The organism is Nocardia sp. NPDC101769 (assembly GCF_044766925.1).
In the GTDB taxonomy this organism is placed as follows: Bacteria; Actinomycetota; Actinomycetes; order Mycobacteriales; family Mycobacteriaceae; genus Nocardia.
Genome location: NZ_JBIWMX010000009.1, coordinates 227,690 through 248,871, shown reverse-complemented (window position 1 = coordinate 248,871; position 21,182 = coordinate 227,690). Strand labels below are relative to the sequence as shown.

At 68.9% G+C, this 21,182-nt stretch carries 16 protein-coding genes; 4 read left to right on the top strand and 12 right to left on the bottom strand.

Features of this window, described 5'->3' with window-relative positions; translation table 11 throughout:
• The first annotated feature begins 89 nt into the window (after window positions 1-89).
• Together ACIRRA_RS17630 and ACIRRA_RS17625 are read left to right on the top strand one after the other, a co-directional pair.
• Window positions 90-563 carry a nuclear transport factor 2 family protein gene (locus ACIRRA_RS17630; protein WP_402768677.1) on the top strand — a complete coding sequence of 158 codons (474 nt, stop codon included), beginning with the start codon at window positions 90-92 and terminating at the stop codon, window positions 561-563.
• 542 nt (window positions 564-1,105) lie between these two features.
• Window positions 1,106-1,555: a hypothetical protein gene (locus ACIRRA_RS17625; RefSeq protein ID WP_402768675.1), complete on the top strand. Its 450-nt coding sequence runs from the start codon at window positions 1,106-1,108 to the stop codon at window positions 1,553-1,555.
• Window positions 1,556-1,854: 299 nt separating this feature from the next.
• Here ACIRRA_RS17625 and ACIRRA_RS17620 read toward each other — a convergent pair whose 3' ends face one another.
• The 7 genes from ACIRRA_RS17620 to ACIRRA_RS17590 all read right to left on the bottom strand — a co-directional run bounded on the left by ACIRRA_RS17620 (window position 1,855) and on the right by ACIRRA_RS17590 (window position 13,229).
• Entirely contained in the window at window positions 1,855-2,727 is an 873-nt protein-coding gene (locus ACIRRA_RS17620; RefSeq protein ID WP_402768672.1) for an SDR family oxidoreductase, read from the bottom strand.
• A 61-nt stretch (window positions 2,728-2,788) separates the two neighbouring features.
• Window positions 2,789-3,718 carry an EamA family transporter gene (locus ACIRRA_RS17615; RefSeq protein WP_402768669.1) on the bottom strand — a complete coding sequence of 310 codons (930 nt, stop codon included), beginning with the start codon at window positions 3,716-3,718 and terminating at the stop codon, window positions 2,789-2,791.
• 178 nt (window positions 3,719-3,896) lie between these two features.
• On the bottom strand, window positions 3,897-5,339 hold the full coding sequence (locus tag ACIRRA_RS17610; protein ID WP_402768666.1) for a protein kinase: 1,443 nt from the start codon (window positions 5,337-5,339) through the stop codon (window positions 3,897-3,899).
• A gap of 202 nt (window positions 5,340-5,541) precedes the next feature.
• Window positions 5,542-6,714: a VWA domain-containing protein gene (locus ACIRRA_RS17605; RefSeq protein ID WP_357001996.1), complete on the bottom strand. Its 1,173-nt coding sequence runs from the start codon at window positions 6,712-6,714 to the stop codon at window positions 5,542-5,544.
• A 154-nt stretch (window positions 6,715-6,868) separates the two neighbouring features.
• Entirely contained in the window at window positions 6,869-9,211 is a 2,343-nt protein-coding gene (locus tag ACIRRA_RS17600) for a DUF5682 family protein (protein ID WP_402768662.1), read from the bottom strand.
• Window positions 9,208-10,302 carry an AAA family ATPase gene (locus tag ACIRRA_RS17595; RefSeq protein WP_402768760.1) on the bottom strand — a complete coding sequence of 365 codons (1,095 nt, stop codon included), beginning with the start codon at window positions 10,300-10,302 and terminating at the stop codon, window positions 9,208-9,210. The genes ACIRRA_RS17600 and ACIRRA_RS17595 overlap by 4 nt, the downstream gene beginning before the upstream one ends.
• 2 nt (window positions 10,303-10,304) lie before the next feature.
• Complete coding sequence (locus tag ACIRRA_RS17590) at window positions 10,305-13,229, bottom strand: DUF5691 domain-containing protein (protein ID WP_402768659.1); 2,925 nt, start codon at window positions 13,227-13,229, stop codon at window positions 10,305-10,307.
• Window positions 13,230-13,341: 112 nt separating this feature from the next.
• On the opposite strand from ACIRRA_RS17590, the gene ACIRRA_RS17585 reads away from it, so the two are divergent.
• Window positions 13,342-13,632 carry a SelT/SelW/SelH family protein gene (locus ACIRRA_RS17585; RefSeq protein ID WP_402768656.1) on the top strand — a complete coding sequence of 97 codons (291 nt, stop codon included), beginning with the start codon at window positions 13,342-13,344 and terminating at the stop codon, window positions 13,630-13,632.
• A 15-nt stretch (window positions 13,633-13,647) separates the two neighbouring features.
• Here ACIRRA_RS17585 and ACIRRA_RS17580 read toward each other — a convergent pair whose 3' ends face one another.
• Together ACIRRA_RS17580 and ACIRRA_RS17575 are read right to left on the bottom strand one after the other, a co-directional pair.
• Window positions 13,648-14,976 carry an FAD-dependent monooxygenase gene (locus ACIRRA_RS17580; protein ID WP_402768653.1) on the bottom strand — a complete coding sequence of 443 codons (1,329 nt, stop codon included), beginning with the start codon at window positions 14,974-14,976 and terminating at the stop codon, window positions 13,648-13,650.
• A 573-nt stretch (window positions 14,977-15,549) separates the two neighbouring features.
• Complete coding sequence (locus ACIRRA_RS17575) at window positions 15,550-15,834, bottom strand: zinc ribbon domain-containing protein (RefSeq protein ID WP_402768651.1); 285 nt, start codon at window positions 15,832-15,834, stop codon at window positions 15,550-15,552.
• A 48-nt stretch (window positions 15,835-15,882) separates the two neighbouring features.
• On the opposite strand from ACIRRA_RS17575, the gene ACIRRA_RS17570 reads away from it, so the two are divergent.
• Window positions 15,883-17,442 carry a carboxylesterase/lipase family protein gene (locus ACIRRA_RS17570; protein ID WP_402768648.1) on the top strand — a complete coding sequence of 520 codons (1,560 nt, stop codon included), beginning with the start codon at window positions 15,883-15,885 and terminating at the stop codon, window positions 17,440-17,442.
• A gap of 33 nt (window positions 17,443-17,475) precedes the next feature.
• Here ACIRRA_RS17570 and ACIRRA_RS17565 read toward each other — a convergent pair whose 3' ends face one another.
• From ACIRRA_RS17565 to ACIRRA_RS17555, 3 genes are all read right to left on the bottom strand, one after another.
• Window positions 17,476-18,771, bottom strand: a complete 1,296-nt coding sequence (locus tag ACIRRA_RS17565; RefSeq protein ID WP_402768757.1) for a cytochrome P450 — start codon at window positions 18,769-18,771, stop codon at window positions 17,476-17,478.
• 125 nt (window positions 18,772-18,896) lie between these two features.
• On the bottom strand, window positions 18,897-19,613 hold the full coding sequence (locus ACIRRA_RS17560; RefSeq protein WP_402768645.1) for a TIGR03089 family protein: 717 nt from the start codon (window positions 19,611-19,613) through the stop codon (window positions 18,897-18,899).
• Complete coding sequence (locus ACIRRA_RS17555; RefSeq protein ID WP_402768754.1) at window positions 19,601-21,064, bottom strand: LCP family protein; 1,464 nt, start codon at window positions 21,062-21,064, stop codon at window positions 19,601-19,603. The genes ACIRRA_RS17560 and ACIRRA_RS17555 overlap by 13 nt, the downstream gene beginning before the upstream one ends.
• Between the last annotated feature and the right edge of the window lie 118 nt (window positions 21,065-21,182).

Sequence of the window (21,182 nt, the reverse complement as noted above, 5' to 3'; positions counted from 1 at the left end):
ATCGGTCAGCGAGCCGACTCCAGTTTGCTTGCGTGGCAGTGCAAGTGCGGTGCATGTCCCGTGCAAGGTGGGGCGGGGACAGTGCAGGCATGTCAACTTCGATACCTGAGGCCGATGATCGTGCCCAGATCAGCAGTTTGGTCAGCCGCTACTACAGCGCTGTCGATGAGCAACGCGTGGACCAGGCGCTGGTCGATGCTGTGTTCGCCGAGGATGGCCGGTGGGTGAGCCCGACAGGGATAGCTCGTGTCGGTCGTGACGAGATCGCTGTTCAGCAGGCCAAAGCGGTGAGCATGTTCCGTGCGACCCACCATGTCACCTCCGACTATCTGATCGATGTCGAGGGTGATTCGGCTCGGTTGCGGGCGAACTTGACCGCCATGCACTTGTGGGGCGCTGGAGCCAACGATCCTGCCGCGCTCGAATCACACTTTCTGGCGGGAGGTGTGTTCGAAGGAACTGCGGTCCGAACCGATGCTGGGTGGAGGTTGTCGGAGTTGAGGCTGCGGATCGTCTGGCGGACAGGTGCTCTGCCGATCCATATCGATCCAGACTCCCTGTGAGATAGCCCCTCGAATCGTGGAATCGGGCGTAGCAATCGGATCTGGAAAACCATGATCTGGCCATGCAGGTACAAATGTCCGCTCATCAGCCGCGCCCCGCGCTGACCGAACCGGCCAGCGCGGGTGCGTGGCGGTTGGTCCGGCCGAGCCCGGCGGACCGTGCGGATCTTTCGCTGCCGTTCCGGACCGCGGCGAGGATGATGACCACTATGGAACGATTTGTGTGACTCCGTTCCTTTGGAACAAGCCCAAGGCCGGACATGGCTGGATAGTCGCCGCCGTCGGCTGAGTTCGGAATTTTTGTGCAAGGGTATGACGTGTGGTCCCAAGTTGGTCTCAATCGCACGTGACCCATTTGTGCTGCTAGTTGCGTGCGCAGAGGCTCTCTGAAGTCCGGCGGCTGGAAGGTAGGTTCCGGTCGCCGGTGCACGTAATGACCGGAGGAATCCAATTCGGTCACTTTTGGCCCCTCACGTCGCAATGCGTAGCAAACATATGGTCCAGCATGACCAGGTACATCGAGGTCGAAAGGAGACCAAGGTATGGCCGCTCTCGCTGACTTTGCCCTGGGGCTGGCGCCCGTCGCTGGTGGATTGGCTCTCGGTGCGGCGGCGGGATATCTGAAGGGCCCCGATGTCCGCAAGGGAATCACGCAGGATATGGACCTATTGGACCGCCTACCTCCGGAGGAGGTGGAGCGGCGAGCTGAACTCCAGCGGAGCATCGATAGCCGCATCGACGACCTGGTCGCAACTGTCCACCGGTACCGGCCGCTACGCAGGGCGGCCGCGTCCTATCGCGCCGGCTTGCGCGACATCTTGCTGTTCATCAGCGCGATTGTGTTTACGGGAGTCTGGTGGGGCGTCGATCATCACAAGAGCAGCTGGCTACCGCTGTTCGTTGTTCTCATTGTGATTTCGGTATGGGCGGCCGGCTATGCGTTGAGCGGTCTCCTCGGATTCTTACTCAGTTTTCGGCAGCAGAGGGACTGATCCGCAGTACGTCGGCTGGGGACCACGAACACCTGACTTGAAGCCGGGTCGCTCCGGATGGCCCCAACGCCAACGATGATGAAAATGGTCCGTTGCGGGCTCGCGGCAACTCCACGCCCATCGGGTTTCCGACCGGAACACAGGTTCCGGCGTCACGATAAAACTGGTGATCTCGCGGTGTCGCTCGGGTGGACCCGGCGTCACGACCGACAGCACGTCCGCCCAATTTGGGCGGATATGCCGTAACAGTCTGGTAGATACGGGTTTTGGTGTTCGGATGCCCCTTGTCGGTGGGGTGGTCAAGCGCCGAAGTCGGTGCGGTGGTCTTCGGCCCATTCGGCGAGGGTTCGTCCGGGCTTGCCGGTCACGGTGGTGGCGGGACGTGCCCGGTCGGGGGTGGTGAGGGTGTCGCTCCAGTAGTCGAGCAGCATCTTCATGATCGGTTCGGGGATGAATTGCGCTGTCTCGGACCGGAATTCGTCGGCGGTGATCTCGATCAGCGGGATCTGCCGGCCGAGCGTGGCGCTGAGCGTGGCGACCTGCTCGGTGCGGGTGAGCGCTTGCGGGCCGGTGATCGGGATGATCTGGCCGATGTAATCGTCGGACAGCAGGGTCTCGGCCGCGGCCTCGGCGACGTCGAATTCGTGGACCGGGGCCTGAGCGGAGGCCAGGTACGGTGCCCGGATCGGCGCACCCGAGCTGATCTGCCACCGCCATTCGAGCAGGTTGTTGGCAAAGGTGCCGGGGCGCAGGATCGTCCACCCGTCGGTGCGCTCGGTGACGGCGGCTTCGACGGCGCTGTGGTGCAGCTGGCTCGCCGAGCCGTGGTCGCGGGGGAATTCCATCGCCGCGGCCAGCGAGGACAAGACCGTGAAGCGGTGCACTCCAGCGGCGACGGCCGCGTCCATGAATACATCGATGCCCCGCGCCGGGAACACGAAGGCGCTATCAACGCCTTGGAACACCTGCGATCCGAGGGTCGAGGCGTCAGCGAGATCGCCTGCGACGACCTCGACCCCTTCGGGCAGGTTCGCGTCCTCGGGCTTACGGGTCAGCGCGCGGACCGCGACGCCGCGAGCGAGGAGGGTGGAAACAAGGTGACGACCGACGCTTCCGGTCGCTCCGGTGACGAGAACGGTCGGGCGGGAGTTGCGAATCTCTGTGCTGCTCATGACATGAATACTTCCGCTGAAGACCACCCCACCACATCACGAGAATTCGTTATTTCACGTCCTACCTCAGGGTGTTCAGCTGCACGAATATTGCGCCGATCAGCATGATCGCCGCCCCGGCTATTTGCGCCGGCCCGAGCGACTGGCCGAGCAGTAGCCAGGCCAGCACGGCGGCGACCAGCGGTTCCACCACGGCCAGCACGCTCGCCGGGGCTGGGGGCAGGTCGCGGAGGGCTCGAAGTCCGGCCAGGTAGGGCAGCGCGGTGCCGGCCACGGACAGAGCCAGCAGTACCAGCCACACCGGGGCTTGCAGACGGCCCAATGCGGCGGGGGCCGTGAGCAGGTGGGCGGGCAGCGTCCACGGCGGGGTGAACGTTGCCACCACCACCGCGCCGATGGCCAACCCTAGGGCAGTCAGCCCGGCCGGATCGTGCCTGCCGGCACCGTGTTCGCCGAGCAGGAAGTATCCGGCCGAGCAGATCGCCGAGCCCAGACCTGCGGCAATTCCGAGCATGTCCAGGTGAGAGCTCTGCCAGAGCTGTGCGACCAAGGCCGAGCCGGTCAGCGCCAATCCGATGCCCAGCCAAACCGGCGCGCGCAGCCGAGTGTGCCGTGCTGTCTGCACCCACAGCGCGACCAGCACGGGCGCGAGGTTGACCAGCACCATCGCTACCGCAACTGGAACCCGGGCCACCGCAACGAAGAACAACAGTTGCACCCCGGCGACACCGAGCACCCCATAGCCGAGCGGCAACCACAGATCGGCACGGCGGAACCTCAGCGTCCGCGGCCGCAACACGGCAACCACCGGGACGAGCAGTACTGCTGCCAATGTGATCCGAACCGAAGTCACCGCCGCCGGGGACCAGCCTGTCACCATCACCGCCTTGGCCAGCGGCCCGGAACTCGCGAACAGCACCCATGAGGTCAGAGCCCACCCGGTCGCCTGGACCCGGATCGGAGCCCGCCCAACCCTTTCCGTTGTCGCCACCGCTGCAGTCTGACCACGCGATCGCGCACCTGACCACAGAATTTCTGAGATGCGTCATCGAAGCCGGCCGTTGTGACACCTACCGGTGCCGGCCGCTGCTCGACCGATGGCAGGTCGACGTCGCGTCGGGCGGGCGGTCCCTGCCGGTGATGGAACTCGGTTGACCGGCAGGGCCGGTTCAGAGGGTGATGCGGAAGGGCTTGTCGCCCAGGGCGTTGTCGGGGGTCAGGGCGTCTGCGAAGGCGAGGGTGACGATGGTGTCCGGGGGCTGGGGGGCATCGGCCTTGGACTTGCTGCTCTTGATGATCACGGCGATCACGATGATGACGATGACCAGGACCGTGACGATGGCGGCGATCAGCCAGGCCGTCGTATTCGAATTGCGTTGCGGGGGAGCGTAGGTGGGGGGTGGGGTGGTTCGTGGTGCGTAGGACGGCGGATTGTACGTGGGAGCCGGTGCGACCGCCGGGTTCGAGAAGGTTTGGGGGGCTGGTTGATTCGGGTAGGCCGGGGTGGATGGCGGCTGATTCGGAATCGGCTGGTTCGGGAAGGACGGGTTCGACGTCGGCGGGGCCGGGTATGCCGGGGACGGGTTGGGGTAGGACGGAGCCTGGCCCTGGTTCGTATACGCCGGGCCCGGGCCCACGAGTGGGCGCGGAGTGGACGGAGTCGGGGTGGGCCCCTGCTGGATGATCGGCTGCGGCCGGACGGGGGTCGGTGGGCGCGGGGCGACGACGGGCTGCGGATGGGCGGGGGTCGGCGGGCGCGGGGGCGCGGCGGTACGGGGTGCCTGGAGGGCGCGTTCGGCGGCGGTGGCGAATTCGACGCACGAGCGGTACCGGTCGGCCGGACGCTTGGAGAGCGCCTTGGTGAGGACCGCGTCGATGGTGCGCGGGAGGGCTTGGCGGAGCGGGCTCGCGGGCGGCGGCGGCTGCTGGAGGTGGCCGCGGATGACCGCGGCGGGGCTGGTGCCCTCGAACGGGACTGTGCCGGTGAGGAGTTGGAACAGCGTGCAGGCCAGGGAGTACTGGTCGGAGCGGCCGTCGAGGGACGCGCCGGTCAACTGCTCGGGCGAGGCGTAGGCGAGCGTGGCGGTGACCGTGCCGGTCTGGGTGAGGTGGCCGGTGTCGTCGCGCAGGCGGGCGATGCCGAAGTCGGTCAGGTAGACGCGTTCGCCGGAGCCGGTCTTGGACGACGAGCGGGCCAGCAGGATATTGGCCGGCTTCACATCGCGGTGCAGGACGCCCAGGCCGTGCGCGTAGTCGAGCGCCTTGGCGGTCTCACCGATGATCTGGGCCGCGCGCAGCGGCGGCAGCGTGCCGGGGGTGATCGAGGAGGCGTTGATCCCGTCGATGTACTGCATCGAGATCCACAGCTGCTCGCCCTCGTCACCGCGGTCGTACACGGTGACGATATTCGGGTGGTCCAGCCGGGCGACCAGATCCGCCTCGCGGATGAAGCGGGCGCGAATCTCGTCGTCGGCGAACATCTCCTGATTCAGCAGCTTCAGCGCCGTCATGCGCGGCAGCCGCGGATGCTTGGCCAGATACACCGAGCCCATGCCGCCGCGACCGAGCTCGCGTTCGATGACGTAACCGGCGAACACATCACCAGAGCGCAAATCAGCTCCCTGTATCTAATGTGCCCTCCGCTTCGCTCCGGGCGGGTTCGCGGCCCTGGAGGTCTCGTTCTTCCCTCCCTCCGCTCCTCCGCTTCGCTCCCCCGCTCCGCTCAGTCCAGAACGAGACGGGCCGCGAACCATTGGGCAGTTCCATCCTCGAGGCGCACCGTGTGGCGTGGTTTCTCCACGTGGTGCGTGCCCATTATGTCTGGCAGTGCAGAGCCTTGTGTGCCCACGCCCCAACATCACCGCGATCCAGGGCCACCGCGAGCAGGTCGGGGAAGCGGTCCGGAGTGCAGGCGAAAGCGGGCACACCCAGGGCGGTGAGCGCCGCCGCATTGTCGCGGTCGTAGGCCGGGGCGCCCTCGTCCGAGAGCGCCAGCAGCACCACCACCTGCACCCCGGCCTCCTTCATGGCACGAATGCGCCGCAGCATCTCCGCGCGGACGCCGCCCTCGTACAGGTCGGAGATCAGCACGAACAGCGTGTCGGCCGGCCGGGTGATGAGCGATTGCGAGTAGGCGATGGCGCGATTGATATCGGTGCCGCCGCCGAGCTGCGTGCCGAACAGCACCTCCACCGGATCCGCCAGCTTCTCGGTGAGATCCACGACGGCCGTATCGAAGACCACCAGCGAGGTACGTAGCGACCGCATGGACGCCAGCACCGCGCCGAACACCGAGGCGTACACCACGCTCGACGCCATGGATCCCGACTGGTCGATGGCCAGCACCACATCCCGCTTGACCGCCTGCGCCTTGCGCCCGTACCCGACCAGCCGTTCGGGCACCACGGTCCGATGCTCGGGCAGATAGTTCGCCAGGTTCTTGCGAATGGTCCGGTCCCAGTCGATATCCCGCAGCTTCGGCCGCGACACCCGCGCCGCCCGGTTCAGCGCTCCGCCCACGGCGGCTACGGTCGCCGCCGCGATCCGCCGCTCGATCTCCTTCACCACCTTCTCCACCACCATGCGGGCGGTGGCCTTGGTGGTCTCCGGCATCACCCGGTTCAGGCTCAGCAGCGTCCCCACCAGATGCACATCCGGCTCGACCGCCTCCAAAAGCTCGGGCTCGAGCAGCAATTCGGTGAGGTTGAGCCGATCCACCGCGTCCCGCTGCATCACCTCCACCACCGTCGACGGGAAGTACCGGCGGATATCGCCCAGCCACCGCGACACCTGCGGCGCGGAACCTCCGAGCCCGCCCGAGCGCCGCCCGCTCCCGCCCTGCCCGCCGGAATCGTAGAGCGCCCCCAGCGCCCGATCCATCGCCTGATCGTCGGCATTGCCCAGCCCGCCGCCCCCGAGCCCGGCCTCACCGGCGCTGCCGAGCACCAGCCGCCACCGCCGCCCCTGCGCCTCGTCGATCTCGTTCATGACAATCCCCTCGAACTGTTCAACTCGTAGCGTTGTGCCCGCCACGAAGACCATTGCGTCCCAGTCGATTCGCCCTCGCGAGCGGCGCCCGTGCCCGGACCGCGCTCCCGGTCGGGGTGGGAACGTTCGGCAACGCGCCGGTTTCGATGTGCAGTCATCCCGCCACTCCGAGGATCTCGGCCGCCCCGCGTATGGCGAGCTCGCCGCGACCGGTGTCGTAGTCGGTGCCGCCGCTGGCCGAAGCCGTTGGCGCGCCGTGCCGTACGGCCTGGCCGATGGCCTGCCGCTCGCCGGATTCGAACGCTCCGAAGGTCCGGCGCAGCAGGGGCAGGGTGGCGACGAATTGCGCCTCGTCGAGCCGGCACAGCCAATCGTCGATGAGCAACAACAGGTTTCGGTCGTGGACCAGGAGCAGCCCGCGCCCGCCCAGGAAGCCGTCGATCCAGGCCGCCTTGTCGGGAGCGGTGCGCCCGACCGACAGCGCCGCGGATAGTCGGCGTCCGGATTCCGCGCCGTCGATGCGCTCGGCATCGCAGAGCAGGCGGACCGCGCGCCCGACGATCCCGCCGTTGACGTCATCGCGGTCGGCGAGAGTCTCCAGCGTGGACAGCCAAGTCCCGGTGGCCCATTCGTTGTCGCGAGCCGACAGCGCCAGATGCACCGCATCGATCTGAGCCCGCAGCGCGGCGGACGCGTCGGCACCCAGCCCGGTCACCGCGCCCGGCAGACCCGCGCAACTGCGAACCAGCAGACTGTCCGCCACCCGGGTCAGCGCCGCGCTGTCCGTGCCGCGCACATCGCCGTATCGCACGATCCGCAGCAATCCGGGCAGCGCGGACATCAGATGGGTGACGTCGTGATCCAGCGCCGCAACCGATTCCAGCCTCGCGATGAGCCCATCGGTGGCCCCGCCGAGATCGGCCAGCAGCGCCTCCTCCAGCGCGGATGCCACCGGCCCGACCGTCGCGTCCGGATCCTGCGCGGTATCAAGGATTTTCGCCTCGGCCGCCGACTGCAGCGTGGTACCCCAGCGCGACGCCTCGACGATCGAGATCGCCAGCTCGGGCCGCCACCGCAGCGTCCACGTCTCCCGGAAGGTGCCGGTATTGCGCACCTGGCTGTCGGTCAGCTTGCCCCACCCGATGCCCAGCAGCCGAAGCCGGTGCAGCAGGCGCGATCTCGCCAGCCCGCCATCGGTGCGCAGATCCAGATCCACCGTGCGTTCCAGGGCCTGCTGCTTCAGCCGCAGCGTCCTGATCTGGGCCCGCAGATCCGCCTCCAGCGGCACCGTCGGCGTCCCGTTCGGGACCGTCCCCAGTGCCTCGCCCACCACCAATTCCGTGCTGACCAGCCGCAACAGCGTCTCGTCGCCGTCGCACAGCACCGATCGGGTGGCCTCGGTGACCTCCGACAGCCCGGCCAGCGGTCGCCCCCGCAGGGTCGCGAGAGTGTCGGCCAGCCGGACGGATTCGATGATGTGCGCGCTGGACACCGGCAGATCGTGGGCCCGCAGCGTGCTCGCCACCTTGGTCAGCCACCGGGCGATGGGCTGCTCGGTCTCGGTGAACAGGTGGTGGTACCAGCCCGGCGAGGTGATGCCCGCGCCGTAGCCGGACGAGCTCGCCAGCCGCGAATGCGTCCACGGCACCCAGGTCAGCGTGGCCTTGCTCTTCGGCATGCCCTTGAGGATCCGGGCATCGGCCGCCGCCGGGCCCAGTTTGCCCTCCAGGGCCGGCGCGTGCCATGCGCCGCACACCACTGCCAGCCGCTGTGCGCCGTCCTTCAAGGCCTTTCGCATGATCTGCCGCATGTGCGCCTCACGCTGCAACGTGTGCGCGTCCACCGTGATCCGCACCGATTCGATCGATACCTGCTCGTCCTCTGGGAGCGGTTCGTCCTCCTCCGCTGTCCCGGATCCCTCGACCGGGACAGCAGAATCGGATCCCCGGTCGGCGGGCGCACCGTCCAGGTGGTCTGCGTGCTCCCGCAGGGCTCCCATGGCCTCGTTGACGGCAGCGAAGATGTCGGCGTCCGAGGCGGATTCGACGATGGCGTCCCACCAGCGTTCGGCGTCGTCGTACCCGGCGGCGGCCGCCAGGATGGCCAGCGGATCGGTCCGGTCGCCGGGCTCGTCCGCCACCGCGAGCGCGACAGTCGCGGGCAGATCGCAGAAGCCCACGGCCACACCGTTGTCCACCGCGTACCGCAGCGCCACCCACTCCGGCGAGAAGGTCGCGAAGGGCCAGAACGCGGCCTCGGCCGGGCTGTCGGGCTGATAGGCGAGCAGCGCCACCGGCGGCGACATCCCCTCGGCCGCAAGGTAACCGATGAGCGGATCGGCGTCGGACGGCCCCTCGATGAGGATGGCGTCCGGCCGGAACCGTGCCAGCGCCAGTGCCAGCGAGCGCGCCGAACCCGGCCCGTGGTGGCGGATGCCGAACACCCGCGTCTCGGTCGATACTCCGGCCTCGGTCGGCACCGCGATGGCGGTGGTCATTGGTGCACCTCACGGCACGCCCGGTAGAAGTCGGCCCAGTCGGGGCGCTGGCGCACCACGGCCTCCAGATACTCCGTCCACACCACCTGATCGGCGACCGGATCCTTGACCACCGCGCCCAGCACCGCGCCCGCGATATCGGCGGGCCGCAGCACGCCGTCGCCGAAGTGCGCGGCCAGCGCGATGCCATTGGTGATCACCGAGATCGCCTCGGCCGTCGACAGCGTGCCCGTCGGCGACTTGAGTTTGGTGCGCCCGTCCTCGGTCATGCCCGAGCGCAGTTCGCGGAAGACCCGCACCACGCGCCGGATCTCCTCGGCCGCCGCGGGGACGGCGGGCAATTCCAGTGCGGCGCCGAGTTGTTCGACGCGGCGGGTCACGATGGAGACCTCCTCGTCCTCGCCGGCCGGCAGCGGCAGCACCACGGTATTGAACCGGCGGCGCAGCGCGGAGGAGAGTTCGTTGACGCCGCGGTCGCGGTCATTGGCGGTGGCGATCACATTGAAGCCCTTGGCCGCCTGCACCTCCATGCCCAGTTCCGGTACCGGCAGCGTCTTCTCCGACAGCACCGTGATCAGCGCGTCCTGCACGTCCGAGGGGATGCGGGTGAGCTCCTCGAGCCGCGCGATGGAGCCGGTGCGCATGGCGGTCATGATGGGCGAGGGCACCAGCGCGGCTTCGCTCGGACCCTCGGCCAGCAGCCGGGCGTAGTTCCAGCCGTAGCGGATGGCCTCCTCGGCGGTGCCGGAGGTGCCCTGCACCAGCAGCGTGGAATGCCCCGCGACGGCGGCCGAAAGGTGTTCCGACACCCACGTTTTCGCGGTGCCGGGCACACCGATGAGCAGCAGGGCGCGATCGGTGGCGAGGGTGGCGACCGCGACCTCCATGAGCCGGCGCGGGCCCACGTACTTGGGGGTGATCACGGTGCCGTCGGCCAGCGTGCCGCCCAGCAGGTAGGTGACCACCGCCCACGGCGACAGCTTCCAGGAGGGCGGACGCGGGCGGTCGTCGGTGGCGGCCAGGGCCTTCAGTTCGTCGGCGAAGGCCTGTTCGGCGTGCGGGCGCAGCAGGGCGTCCCGTTCCTGAGTCATGGTCACTGCAGCTCCTCGAGCATTGTCTTGCGGTCGATGAGGTCGTGGGCGAGCTGGTCGAAGGCCTGCTCCCAGTACGGATCCGCGCATCGGCGGGCGATACCGGACACCATGCCCGCCACCGCCACCGGGAAGTGAGTGGACGCCGCGCGGAACAGCGTCCGATAGGAGCCGGGCACCAGGCTGGGCGCACCCGGCCGGTCGGCGCACAGCTGGGCGCGTTCGGTGAGCAGCCGCAGCACGTGCTCGGCCATCGGGCCGGGCCACGGATGCGGCATGGCGCGCAGCATGGATTCGATCTCGGCCAGCCAGCTGGAATCCAGGCCGCGCAGGTAGCGCACCTGATCGGCCTCTGGCTGGAGCGCGAACAGCTCGCGCAGCTTGTCGGTGTCGGCGTCGCGGGCGTCCGCACCGGAGACGGCCCCGAACAGCGCCCGCGCCCACTCCGGATTCCTTTGTGCCAGTGCGGCATCCGACCATCCCGCGATCATGGGGCCGCGCATGCCCTCGGCCATGGGCACCCGCAGCGCCTCCTCGGCCGGGCCGACCAACCGCTCCCAGTGCCGCAGCGGCGTGGCGGCCACCACCCGGTGCAGCCATTCGATGGACAGATCGGGGGCGCCGTCGGCGTGATAGGCGGTGTAGCCGAAGGAATCTCCGACACCGTCGCGCCGGGCCGCCTCGTCGAGGACGCCCGGGCCGGTGGTGACCAGCTGCGGGCGCACCGGCCGGGAACCGAAACTCAGCCAGGCCGCGGCCCGGTCGGCCATCCGCCGCGCGAAGGCCGAATCCGGCAGCCGCCCCAGCAGATCCGCGGCCAGCCGGCGCACCTCCGCGCGCCGGTCGTCGAGGGCGGTCTCCAGCAGCGCCTCGTCGTCGAGCGAGAGCCCGTCCGCGAGCACCGCCAGCAGTTCCGCCTTGCCCGGCCCGGACTCGGTGCCCCAGGATCCCGCCAGCGCCGCCCGCGCGGCCGCCGCATCCCGCTGCCGCAGCTGCGACAGCCAGCTGCGCCGCTCCGCCGCCCGGCCGTGCGACCACACGCTTTCGTCCTCGGCGGCGGCCCGCACCAGCGACTTCCAGCCGGGATGCTGCGCGGCCAGCCAGCGACCCCGCGCACCCGCCAGCCGCAGCAGCGATTCCCGATGCGACGCCAGCGCTTTGGCCCGATCCAGCAGGCCGCTGACCATTCCGTCCGGAGCGCGGAAGTCCCGCGGCCCGGCCAGCGCGAACCACTCGTCGAGGAACGGCGAATTGTCGGCCAGCATGTGGGTCAGCCGCGCACCCGCCGCGACCGGCAGCAACCGCCGCTCGTCATCGGCTGCGACCTCGCTGCGCTCCGCCGAGGTGGCCGATACGCCGCCGCGTGTGAAACAGTCCTGCAGCGCCATCGATTCCAGCAATACCGCGGCCCGATCCCCGGTCAACGCGGTCGTCGCGGCGGCGACCGGCGACGCCAATCCCGACAGGTCGGCCTGACGTCGCGCCGTACCGACGAGCGCCGCCGAAACCAGCTCGGCACTCCCGGCATCCTCGACTCCACCCCGTATCGGCATCGGATTCCCCTGCACCACACCGACATCCACCATGCCCCCGGCGGCGAGCGCCGCCACCGGCACCAACCCGTCCACCGTCCACTCGCCGATCACCGTGACCGGATGCCCACCGGAGAGCCCGAGCAGTCGCCACGGCTCACCTTCGGCGGTCGACACCGGCAGCGCATCGCCGCCGGATTCCAGGATGTACCAGCCCTTTTCACCCCGAACAGGCACGACCTCGGCCAGCAGCACCGGCCACGATCGCAGAAACGGATCGGCCCCCAACGCCCGCGCCTGCTCGGCGAGAGCAGCGGCAATGGTGCCGTTCTGGTTGTTGCCTTCGCCTCGGACGCCTGCGACGTCGTCGTCCAGGGAACCGGCCGTACGCAGCGGGATGGTGGTGAAGGGTTCGGGGATGTCGTCGTGGCGGTCGCCCCACAGGGCGCGCAGGGGTGTGGCGCTCGGGTAGAAGTGGAGGTTCGCGTCCACCTGGAAGCCGGGGGCCGGGGTGTCGTTCGGGAAGGCGGGGCTGCCGTAGTGGTGGTCGACGAGCAGGGCCCAGCGGCCGGATGTGCGGCCGCGCAACCAGACTCGGCGGGTGTAGAGGCCGTCCTCGGTGGTGGTTCGGATGCCCAGGACCAGCCAGCGGTCACGGACCGCGGGTTCGGTGCGGACCGTGTCGGCCGACGTGGGGTACCCGATGTGGGTGCGCACGCTGGCGCGCAGGCCGGGGGAGAGGGTGTCGAGACGGGCGTGCGCGGCCGTCAGCAGGTGCAGGCGGGCGTATTCGCGCAGCAGTAGCCGAGGCCATTCGGAATGGGTGGTGGTGAGCGGTAATTGGCGCAGGGTAGCGGCTACTCCGGGAGCCTGCGCGTCGACCATGCGGGCCGCCACCGTTTCGAAGGCCCGGATCGACCGGTCCGACTGCGCGAGGCCCGTGCGCACCTGGTCGGTGAGCCAGATATCCAGATCGGCCAGGCCCGCGGTGACCCGGGCACGGCGCTGATCGGCGGTGGCCCCGGCACCGCGGGCGGGCTTGGCCTCGGGCGCGGCCTGCGCGGCGGCGCGGGTGGCCCGGCCACCCAGCCAGTCGGCGGCGAAATCGGCCACGGTGTCCGCGGCGGGCACGTCACCCGCACTCCACGACAGCAGTAGGGACAGTGCGTGTTTGCACGGAAACTTGCGACTCGGGCAGGTGCATTTGTACGCGGGCCCCGACAGATCCACGATGGTCCGATACGGTCGGCTGCCGCTGCCCTGGCACAGCCCCCACAGCGCGGTGTCGTGAATGCCGGTGCCGCTCCACTTGCCACGCAGCTTGCGCGCGGCGGTCAGCGATGCGGCGTCCGGCGCGAGTGAGCCGACGTGATCGGCGGTCCAAGCGGTGGTCATCCATCCCCCTTCCTCGGTTGAGCAAAGTTGTATCCGAGGGCACCGACAGATCCGGGCCATGAGCGGGCCCGCTCCAACGGCCGCGCGGGGCCCGCCCGGTAGGGTCTCGGACATGCCCCGCGTCGCGATCGAATACTGCACGCAGTGCCGCTGGCTGCTCCGCGCGAGCTGGATGGCTCAGGAGTTGCTCACCACCTTCGCCACCGATCTGTCCGAGGTCGCCCTCATTCCCGGCGAGGGCGGCGTCTTCCGCATCACCGTCGACGACGATCAGATCTGGGAACGCAAGACCGACGGCGGTTTTCCCGATATCGCCATCCTCAAGCAGCGTGTCCGCGACCGGGTGGCGCCCGGCCGCTCGCTCGGCCACGCGGACAAGAAGGACGCCGAACCGGCGAGTTAGCGGCTCGTACGGGGATCAGAACATTGACCGATCGATCGAGATCGGTTCGGGTGGGCGTCGTGGCGAGGGCAGTGCCATCGCGAGTTCCCCCCGTCGGGCAGCCCGCCGCCACCGCTGTCCGGAGTCGATGGCACGCCGGATCTTGCGCACCGTGGGTACCTGTGTGAGCAGGTGTAGCTGATACCGCCACGGCATTTGCAGCCCGTGCCGAACCGACATCGCATAGGCGAACTGCACGGCACTGCTGTCGAGATACCGGTCGGCGTGTTCGAACCAGACCATGCTGGTACGGGCGGCGGCCTGTATCGGGCGCAGAGCAGCGCGCCGCTGCGCATCGTAGTTCTCCAGCGCGTCGGCGACCTCGGCATGCTCGTACAGGTTCTGTGCGAGTACGACAGCGTCGATGATTGCCAACCGGGTGCCCGAGCCGATGGTGAAGTGCGTCGTGTGCGCTGCATCGCCGAGTAACACCACGTTGTCGTGATACCAGGTCGTGTTGGTTACTTCGGGAAAGCGGCTCCACCTCGCGAACTCGCCGCGCGTCTTGCTGATCAACGAGTGACCGTCGAGCGGGCGCGAGAATATGTTCTCCAGAACACGCAGGTTCTCCAGGTTGTCCAGGGAATCGAATCCCAGTCCATGCCACGTCTGCGGTTGGCACTCGACGATGCAGGTGCTGATTCTGTCGGCAACCGACGGGTAGGCATGGAACCAGATCCAACCGGCCGAGGTGTGTTCGAAGGCGAAGGTGAATCGGGTGAAGACCTTGTCCGTACCGAGCCAGATATATCGATTCTCGCCGAATCTGACGGACGTGCCGAAACGGTGATTACCCAGCTGCCGTACCCGGCTGTTCGCGCCGTCGGAGGCGACGATGAGATCGATGTCGTCGAAGCCGGACAGATCGTGGACCTCTCGCCCGTGCTGGACATCGACGCCCAGGTCGCTCGCCCGTCGCGAAAGTACGTCGAGCAATGCCCCGCGCCCCATGCTGAACCCGTAGCCCCCGAAATGTGCGGTCTGGTTGTCGCGCAAGTGGATTGCCTGTTCACGCCATAGGACCGACCCGGCACGCACCGCCTGGGCGCTGTCGGGGTCATTCCGGTACAGAATGTCCAGCAGGTCGTCCCAATACACGACGCCCCAGCCATAAGTGGACCCGCGAGGATCACGGTCGATCACCGTGATGTCATGGGCCGGGTCACGCCGTTTCATCGAAATAGCGAAGTACAACCCGGCCGGCCCGCCACCGACGCACATTATCTTCATCTCGTTACCAGCCCCAGCCCAGTTGGTCGAATCTGGCTCCACATGAGTGGTATTCGATGCGGCCGAGCCCGGCACGCAGTGCGTGTCCGGGCTCGATCACCGGCGCTAGAAGCTGCCCCAGCCACCCCAGCCGGGTAGGTTCCACCAGCCGGGATTCCATCCCCAGCCGTTGCCGTTTCCCCAGCCGTTTCCCCAACCCCAGCCGTTTCCCCAACCCCAGCCGTGGCCGCCACCCCAGCCGGGCCCGTTTCCCCAACCGTGGCCGCCACCCCAGCCGCCACCGCCACCCCAACCGTGGCCGCCACCGCCACCCCAACCGTGGCCGCCACCCCAACCGGGGTTGTCGACGAGTTGGGTTGCAGACGGGGGCGTCGTTGCTCCAGCGGGAGGCGCTTTTGCCGCGGCTGCGGCGACCGGAATCGCGGCAATTGCGGCTATACCGGCGGCGGCCGCCAATCGTGCGAACCTTGTGCGTGAACTCTTTCTCTCGGTCATGATAGGGCTCCAGAAATGCTGTCCCGACCTGCTGGAAGTCTACGCGGTTTCGCTGAACTCTAGAAGGCGCCGCCTTGGCCCATCTATAATGCCCGCCACATTCCCGCCGTTACCCAATCCGGGATGCCCGCGTACTCCGTGGCAGAAGCCGGATCAGCTACAGCAGCCGCCACCACAGCAGCCGCCACCACCCGACGGCGCCGGCGCGGGCACGGGGGAGGTGCCGCCACGGGTCACGGTCCCGAAGGTGGTCAGGAGTTTGACGGTGTCGTCATGGCCCACCGGGCAGGTCGCCGGGGCGGACGCCTCGGCCATGGGACGGGTCAGCTCGAAGGTGTCGCCGCAGCTGCGGCATCGATACGCATAGCTCGGCACCCGCCCAGCGTAGACGACGCCCGGGCGCACCGGCGGCCCGCTGACGTCGATCCCGAGGTGCACCCGGGACCACCCAGTACCCTCGATTTACGGAGTACGAGGAGGTGTGGTGTGAGCACTCGATTCTTCGACACGCTGTCGGAACGTGATCGCGCGCCGGTTGCGCGGACCGCGAACGGCGAGGTGTCCGGTGTGCTGGACGGTGCGGTGGCGCTGTGGCGCGGCATTCCCTACGGAGCCAGCACGGCCGGGCCCAATCGCTTCCGATTGCCGCAGCCCCCGCAATCCTGGACCGGCGTCCGCGAATGCGTGCGCTTCGGTGACGTGGCACCGCAGACCCCGGGGTTCGTACCCGTCGACGCCAACCTGCGCATGGGTGAGAACTGCCTCTGGCTCAATGTCTGGGCCCCGACCGCCGACGCGGACGAACTCCGCCCGGTCATGGTGTGGCTGCACGGCGGCGCCTTCTGCCTGGGCACCGCCGCCCAGGCCATCTACGACGGGCGGCGGCTGGCCGAAACCGCCGATGTGATCGTGGTCGCCGTCAACTACCGGCTCGGCGCGCTGGGCTTCCTCGATCTGTCCTCGCTCGGCGACGAATTCGTCCCGAATCTGGGCCTGCACGACCAGATCACGGCCCTGCAGTGGGTGCGTGACAATGCCGCTGCCTTCGGCGGTGATCCGGGCAATGTCACCATCTTCGGCGAATCCTCCGGTGCGGGCTGCGTCACCGCGCTGCTCACCTCACCGCTGTCGGCGGGCCTGTTTCACCGTGCCATCGCCCAATCCCCGCCCGCCACCACGGTTTTCGGGCCTGAGCGCGCCGCCGTGGTGGCCAAGCGCTATCTGGAACTGGTGGAGCTGACCCCCGACCATTCGGCCGAGCTGCTCACCATGCCCATCGAACGCATCGTGACCGCGGCCGGCGCCCTGCTCGACGAGGTGCCGCTGCGCGAACCCGGCCGGCTGGCCGCCGCGCCCGTGGTCGACGGCAACCTGCTGCCCGCCTACCCGAGCGAGCGCTTCCAACAGGGCCGTTCGCACCGGGTGCCGCTGATCATCGGCACCAACAAGGACGAGGCCTCGCTGTTCCGGCTGTTCCGCTCGCCCATCATGCCGGTCACCCCGGATGCGGTGAATGCCATGCTGCGCGGAGTGGCTGCCGAACACCCCGGCCTGTCGGCGGAGCGGCTGGCGGAGATCGCCTCCGCCTACGAGTCCAGCACCCCGCGCGGCGCGCTCACCATGTCCACCGACGCCGCCTTCCGCATGCCCTCGCACTGGGTGGCCGACGCGCATTCGGCGCACTCGCCGACCTGGATGTACCGCTTCGACCACGCCACTCCGATGCTCAAGGCCGCCCGGGTCGGCGCCGGCCACGCCACCGAATTGCCCTATGTCTTCGGCAATTTCGGATCCTTCGACTACGACCCCACCTTCTGGCTGGGCGGACGCAAAGCGGCACAGGAGGTCGCGGGCCGCATGATGCGCCGCTGGCTGGCCTTCGCCGAATACGGCGTGCCCGCCGCCATCGACGGCTCCAAGCACTGGCCGCCCTACAGTGCCGCGACCCGTACCACCCTGGTCATCGACAATGTGGACCGCGTCATCGACGATCCCGACCGCGATCGCAATACCGTATGGGGCGACGACGTGGTCGGGTTCTACTGAGCCACAACCGATCCCACGGTGGGCCGCAATCGATCACACGGTGGCGGTGGCACGCCGGCCCAGCCGGGCGGGCATGTGCGCGTAGCCGTGCAGGGTGTAGAGCGGGCGGCGTTCGGGCGTGCCCGCCAGGGTGAGATCGGGGAAGTTGTCGAACAGCGCGCGCAGCGCGTACACGCCCTCCATCCGGGCCAGGCTCGCGCCCAGGCAGGTGTGGATGCCGCTGGAGAACGTCAGGTGCTCGCGAGCATCGGCGCGGGTGATGTCGAAGCGGTTGGGGTCCTCGAACTTGTTCGGATCCCGGTTCGCGCCCGCCAGCGACATCACGAGCACCGTGCCCGCCGCGAGCCGGAAATCACAGACCTCGGCGTCGCACAGGGCGATTCGGGCGGTCATGGTGACCGGCGGGTCGAAGCGCAGGATCTCGTCCACCGCCTGCGGCCACAGGTCCGGGTCCGCGCGCAGCATGGCCAATTGCTCGGGATGCGACAGCAATTGGACGATGCCGTTGCCGATCAGGTTGACGGTGGTCTCGAACCCCGCGCCCATCAGCAGGCTCGCGGTCGCCTTGAGCTCGCGCTCGTTCAGTTCCCCGGCCGTCACCAGGCTGGAGAGGATGTCCTCGCCGGGTGTGCGCCGCAGCTCGGCCAGGTGGTCGTTCAGATAGCTGTCCATGACACCCATGGCCGTGTAGGCATCGTGCCAGGACCGCCAGGAGATGCCGATGTCCAGCAGCGGGCTGGCCGCGTCACCCCAGCTGAGGAACTCGTCGCGGGAGGCGTGCGGGAAGCCCAGCATCTCGGTGATGATCGCGATCGGCACCTGCTGTGCGAAGGCCGCGATGAGGTCGGCGGAGCCGTTCGGCGGCAGCGCGTCGAGCAGCTCGGCGGTCACCGACTCCACCCGGTCGCGCAGCCGGCCGATGGCGCGCGGGGTGAACGCCGCCGACACCGACTTGCGGATGCGGGTGTGATCCGGCGGATCGATCATCAGCATCGACGGCGGTTCGACCGGATTGGGCGGGGTCTGCGCCCGCTTCAGCCGGCCGCGCAGCCATGCCGGCATATCCACGCCATCGGGCCCGAACGCGCCGAAGCGGTTGTCACGCAGGATGGCCCGGGTCAGCTCGTAGTCGGCCGTGGCCCAGGTGTACGGGTTGTGCACCAGGCGCCCGCGGCGGCGAATCTCCTCGATCTGCGGGTACGGGTCGTCCAGCGCGTCCGAGGTGGTGATCAGTTTCGCGAACGGATTGTCCTGGCGGGCCTGCAGTCGCAGTGCCCACCGCGGGGCACCGTGTTCGACCAGCCATCGGGTCCAGTATCGAGGACTCATCATCGCGGGACTCCCTCGTCGTCGGATGATTCCACGGTACGGAAACCTCCGCGGGCGAGAAACATCCGTAGGAGGGAAACGGCCCTCCTACCGCGGTAGGAGGGCCGTGCTCGGGAAAGGCGTGCTCAGCGGCGCTGGGCGGTCACCCGCTCCGAAGTGATGCGGCGTTCCTGAGCGGCCGGGTCTGGATTGGCGACCTGGACCAGCGAGGCGCCTACGGCCAGCACCGCGACGAGTCCGTCGACGAGTTCGGCCGGGGTGTCCCAGGCCGCGGTCGACAGCACCCGATCCTCGGCGGTGAAGCCCTGGCGGGCAGCGGATTTGCGGGCCTCGTCGAGGACCGCGGAGACCGAGGTGCCGTCGAGCGCGCAGCCGATGCCGCGCGGATGGAACTGGTCGCCGTGCACCCGCACCGACGTGGCGTAGTCGGTGACGCCGATCGGCAGATCGCGCACCGGCATGCCCATCGGATCCAGGGACAGGGCGGCGACCTCCGCGATCCCGTCGGCCTCGTCGATGCGGTCGGCGGTGACCAGCGCCAGCTCGGCGTCGGGATCGGCGTGCAGCACCACCTCCACACCCGCCCACCAGCAGCCCAGCAGCACGGCCGCGGTCTGCCAGTGCGCCGGGAGCAGCACCGCGACCCGGGCGCCGGAGGACAGCCCGAACTCGTCGCGAATCATATTGGCGGTCTTGGCCGCCCAGTTGGCCAGCGTCAGCGCGGACAGCTCGATCCGCGCGCCCGTGGCGTCGTCGTAGTAAGTGATGCGCGGGCCCGCGGGATCGCGGGCGAGGATGGGGTCGAGTACCGCGTCGGTGAGGGTCTCGTTCAGTTCACGCATTTCGGTCCGTTCGTACCGGCGTCGATGGGTGGGGCGGGTGGCACCGGCGTCGCGGTCGTACTGCTTCCGGAGAAGTCGAAGGTGGCGCTGCCGGTCGCCGAACCCGGACCAGCGTAGTCAGTCGCCAGCACCACGCGAACCGCCCCCTCGGGCAGTCCCGATTCCGCCATCACCGGCAGCCCGCCCAGCGCCTGCGCCACTGCCCTCGCTTTGGCGTCGCCGCCCGAGGACGCCTGCACCCGGCTGCTCTGGATCGGACCGCCGATCCAGTTGTCCACCGTGCCGGTGCGGAAACCCTTGGCCGCCAGCGCCTGCGCCGCCTGCGCGGCCAGGCCACCGGCGCCCGAGGCGTTGTAGACGTCGACGGTCACCGTGGACGGGTCCACTCCGCCCTCGGTCCGGGCGTCATCGTTGCCGATCGCCCTGGCCACATACTTGTGCACCGCCGCCGGATCCACCCGGACCACGGATTCGCCATCCTCGGTCCAGCCGTTGAGGTCCTTGACCGGGATGGTCTCGAACTTCACCTGGCCGCCGGACAGATCCTGCAGCTCGTGCAGGAAGCCGAGCACATCCCAGCCGTCGTCGAGCACGATGGTGCGGCCGACGGCATCGCTGAGTTCCTTCAACCGGCCGGGGCTGGTGAGCGTCCTGGCGCTGAGCACCTGGTGCACCAGCTGCGCCATGTACACCTGCTGGCGCACGATGCGGTCCAGGTCGCCGCGCGGCAGCTCGTGGCGCTGGCGCACGAAGCTCAAAGCCTGTGCGCCATCGAGCTTCTGCTGCCCGGCGGGGAAGTCCGCGCCCGAAAGCGGTTCGTCCACCGGATTCTTCAGGCACACCTCGACGCCGCCGACGGCATCGGTGAGCAGCACGAACCCCAGCAGCCCGACCTCGGCGTAGTGGTCGACGGTGATGCCGGTGAGGTTTGCCACCGTCTTGACCAGCGCCTGCCGCCCGGCCAGCGTCGACTGACGGTCGGCCTCGCCCGGATCGGTGCCCTTGTTGATCAGCTTCTGCTGCGTGGTCGCCTTGGTGACGCCGTAGGCGGAGTTGATCTTTCCCATGCCCAGGCCGGGGATATCGACGTAGGAGTCGCGGGGGATCGAGATGGCGGTCGCCGAGCTGCCGTCGTTGGGCACCCGGATGAGCACGATGGTGTCGGTGTTGAGCCCGCCCTCGCCGTCGTCGCCGGCGTGCAGCATGGCCAATTCGCCTGAGGTGAGCGGGTTTCCGTGGGCGTCGGTGCGGGAGTCGATGCCGACCACCAGGATGTCGGTCGCGCCGTCGGCCCGGTCGCCGCCGAGTCCCAGATTGCCGATCCGCTCGATGCCCGACACCAGCTGATCCACGCTGTGCCAGCCCAATCCGGTCACCGTCAGCACCAGGACCGAGATCACGGCGGCGAGAGCGCGGCCCGGACCGCCGAGCCATCGCCCACGCGATCCCATGCCGGAGCGCGGCGGTAGCGGCGCGGATGCCCACGTGCGGTCCGGCAACCCGATCTCCCTTTCGCGTCTTCGGCCGAGCGGACCCCGATGAGCGAGGTCACGTCGATGGGAAGGCCCC

Excerpts from the sequence above, each read along its gene's own strand:
- ACIRRA_RS17600 (WP_402768662.1), bottom strand. The coding sequence starts at position 9,211 with ATGACCACCGCCATCGCGGTGCCGACCGAGGCCGGAGTATCGACCGAG.
- ACIRRA_RS17565 (WP_402768757.1), bottom strand. The coding sequence starts at position 18,771 with ATGAGTCCTCGATACTGGACCCGATGGCTGGTCGAACACGGTGCCCCG.
- ACIRRA_RS17605 (WP_357001996.1), bottom strand. The coding sequence starts at position 6,714 with ATGAACGAGATCGACGAGGCGCAGGGGCGGCGGTGGCGGCTGGTGCTC.
- ACIRRA_RS17555 (WP_402768754.1), bottom strand. The coding sequence starts at position 21,064 with ATGGGATCGCGTGGGCGATGGCTCGGCGGTCCGGGCCGCGCTCTCGCC.
- ACIRRA_RS17590 (WP_402768659.1), bottom strand. The coding sequence starts at position 13,229 with ATGACCACCGCTTGGACCGCCGATCACGTCGGCTCACTCGCGCCGGAC.
- ACIRRA_RS17630 (WP_402768677.1), top strand. The coding sequence starts at position 90 with ATGTCAACTTCGATACCTGAGGCCGATGATCGTGCCCAGATCAGCAGT.
- ACIRRA_RS17625 (WP_402768675.1), top strand. The coding sequence starts at position 1,106 with ATGGCCGCTCTCGCTGACTTTGCCCTGGGGCTGGCGCCCGTCGCTGGT.
- ACIRRA_RS17560 (WP_402768645.1), bottom strand. The coding sequence starts at position 19,613 with ATGCGTGAACTGAACGAGACCCTCACCGACGCGGTACTCGACCCCATC.
- ACIRRA_RS17585 (WP_402768656.1), top strand. The coding sequence starts at position 13,342 with ATGCCCCGCGTCGCGATCGAATACTGCACGCAGTGCCGCTGGCTGCTC.
- ACIRRA_RS17620 (WP_402768672.1), bottom strand. The coding sequence starts at position 2,727 with ATGAGCAGCACAGAGATTCGCAACTCCCGCCCGACCGTTCTCGTCACC.
- ACIRRA_RS17595 (WP_402768760.1), bottom strand. The coding sequence starts at position 10,302 with ATGACTCAGGAACGGGACGCCCTGCTGCGCCCGCACGCCGAACAGGCC.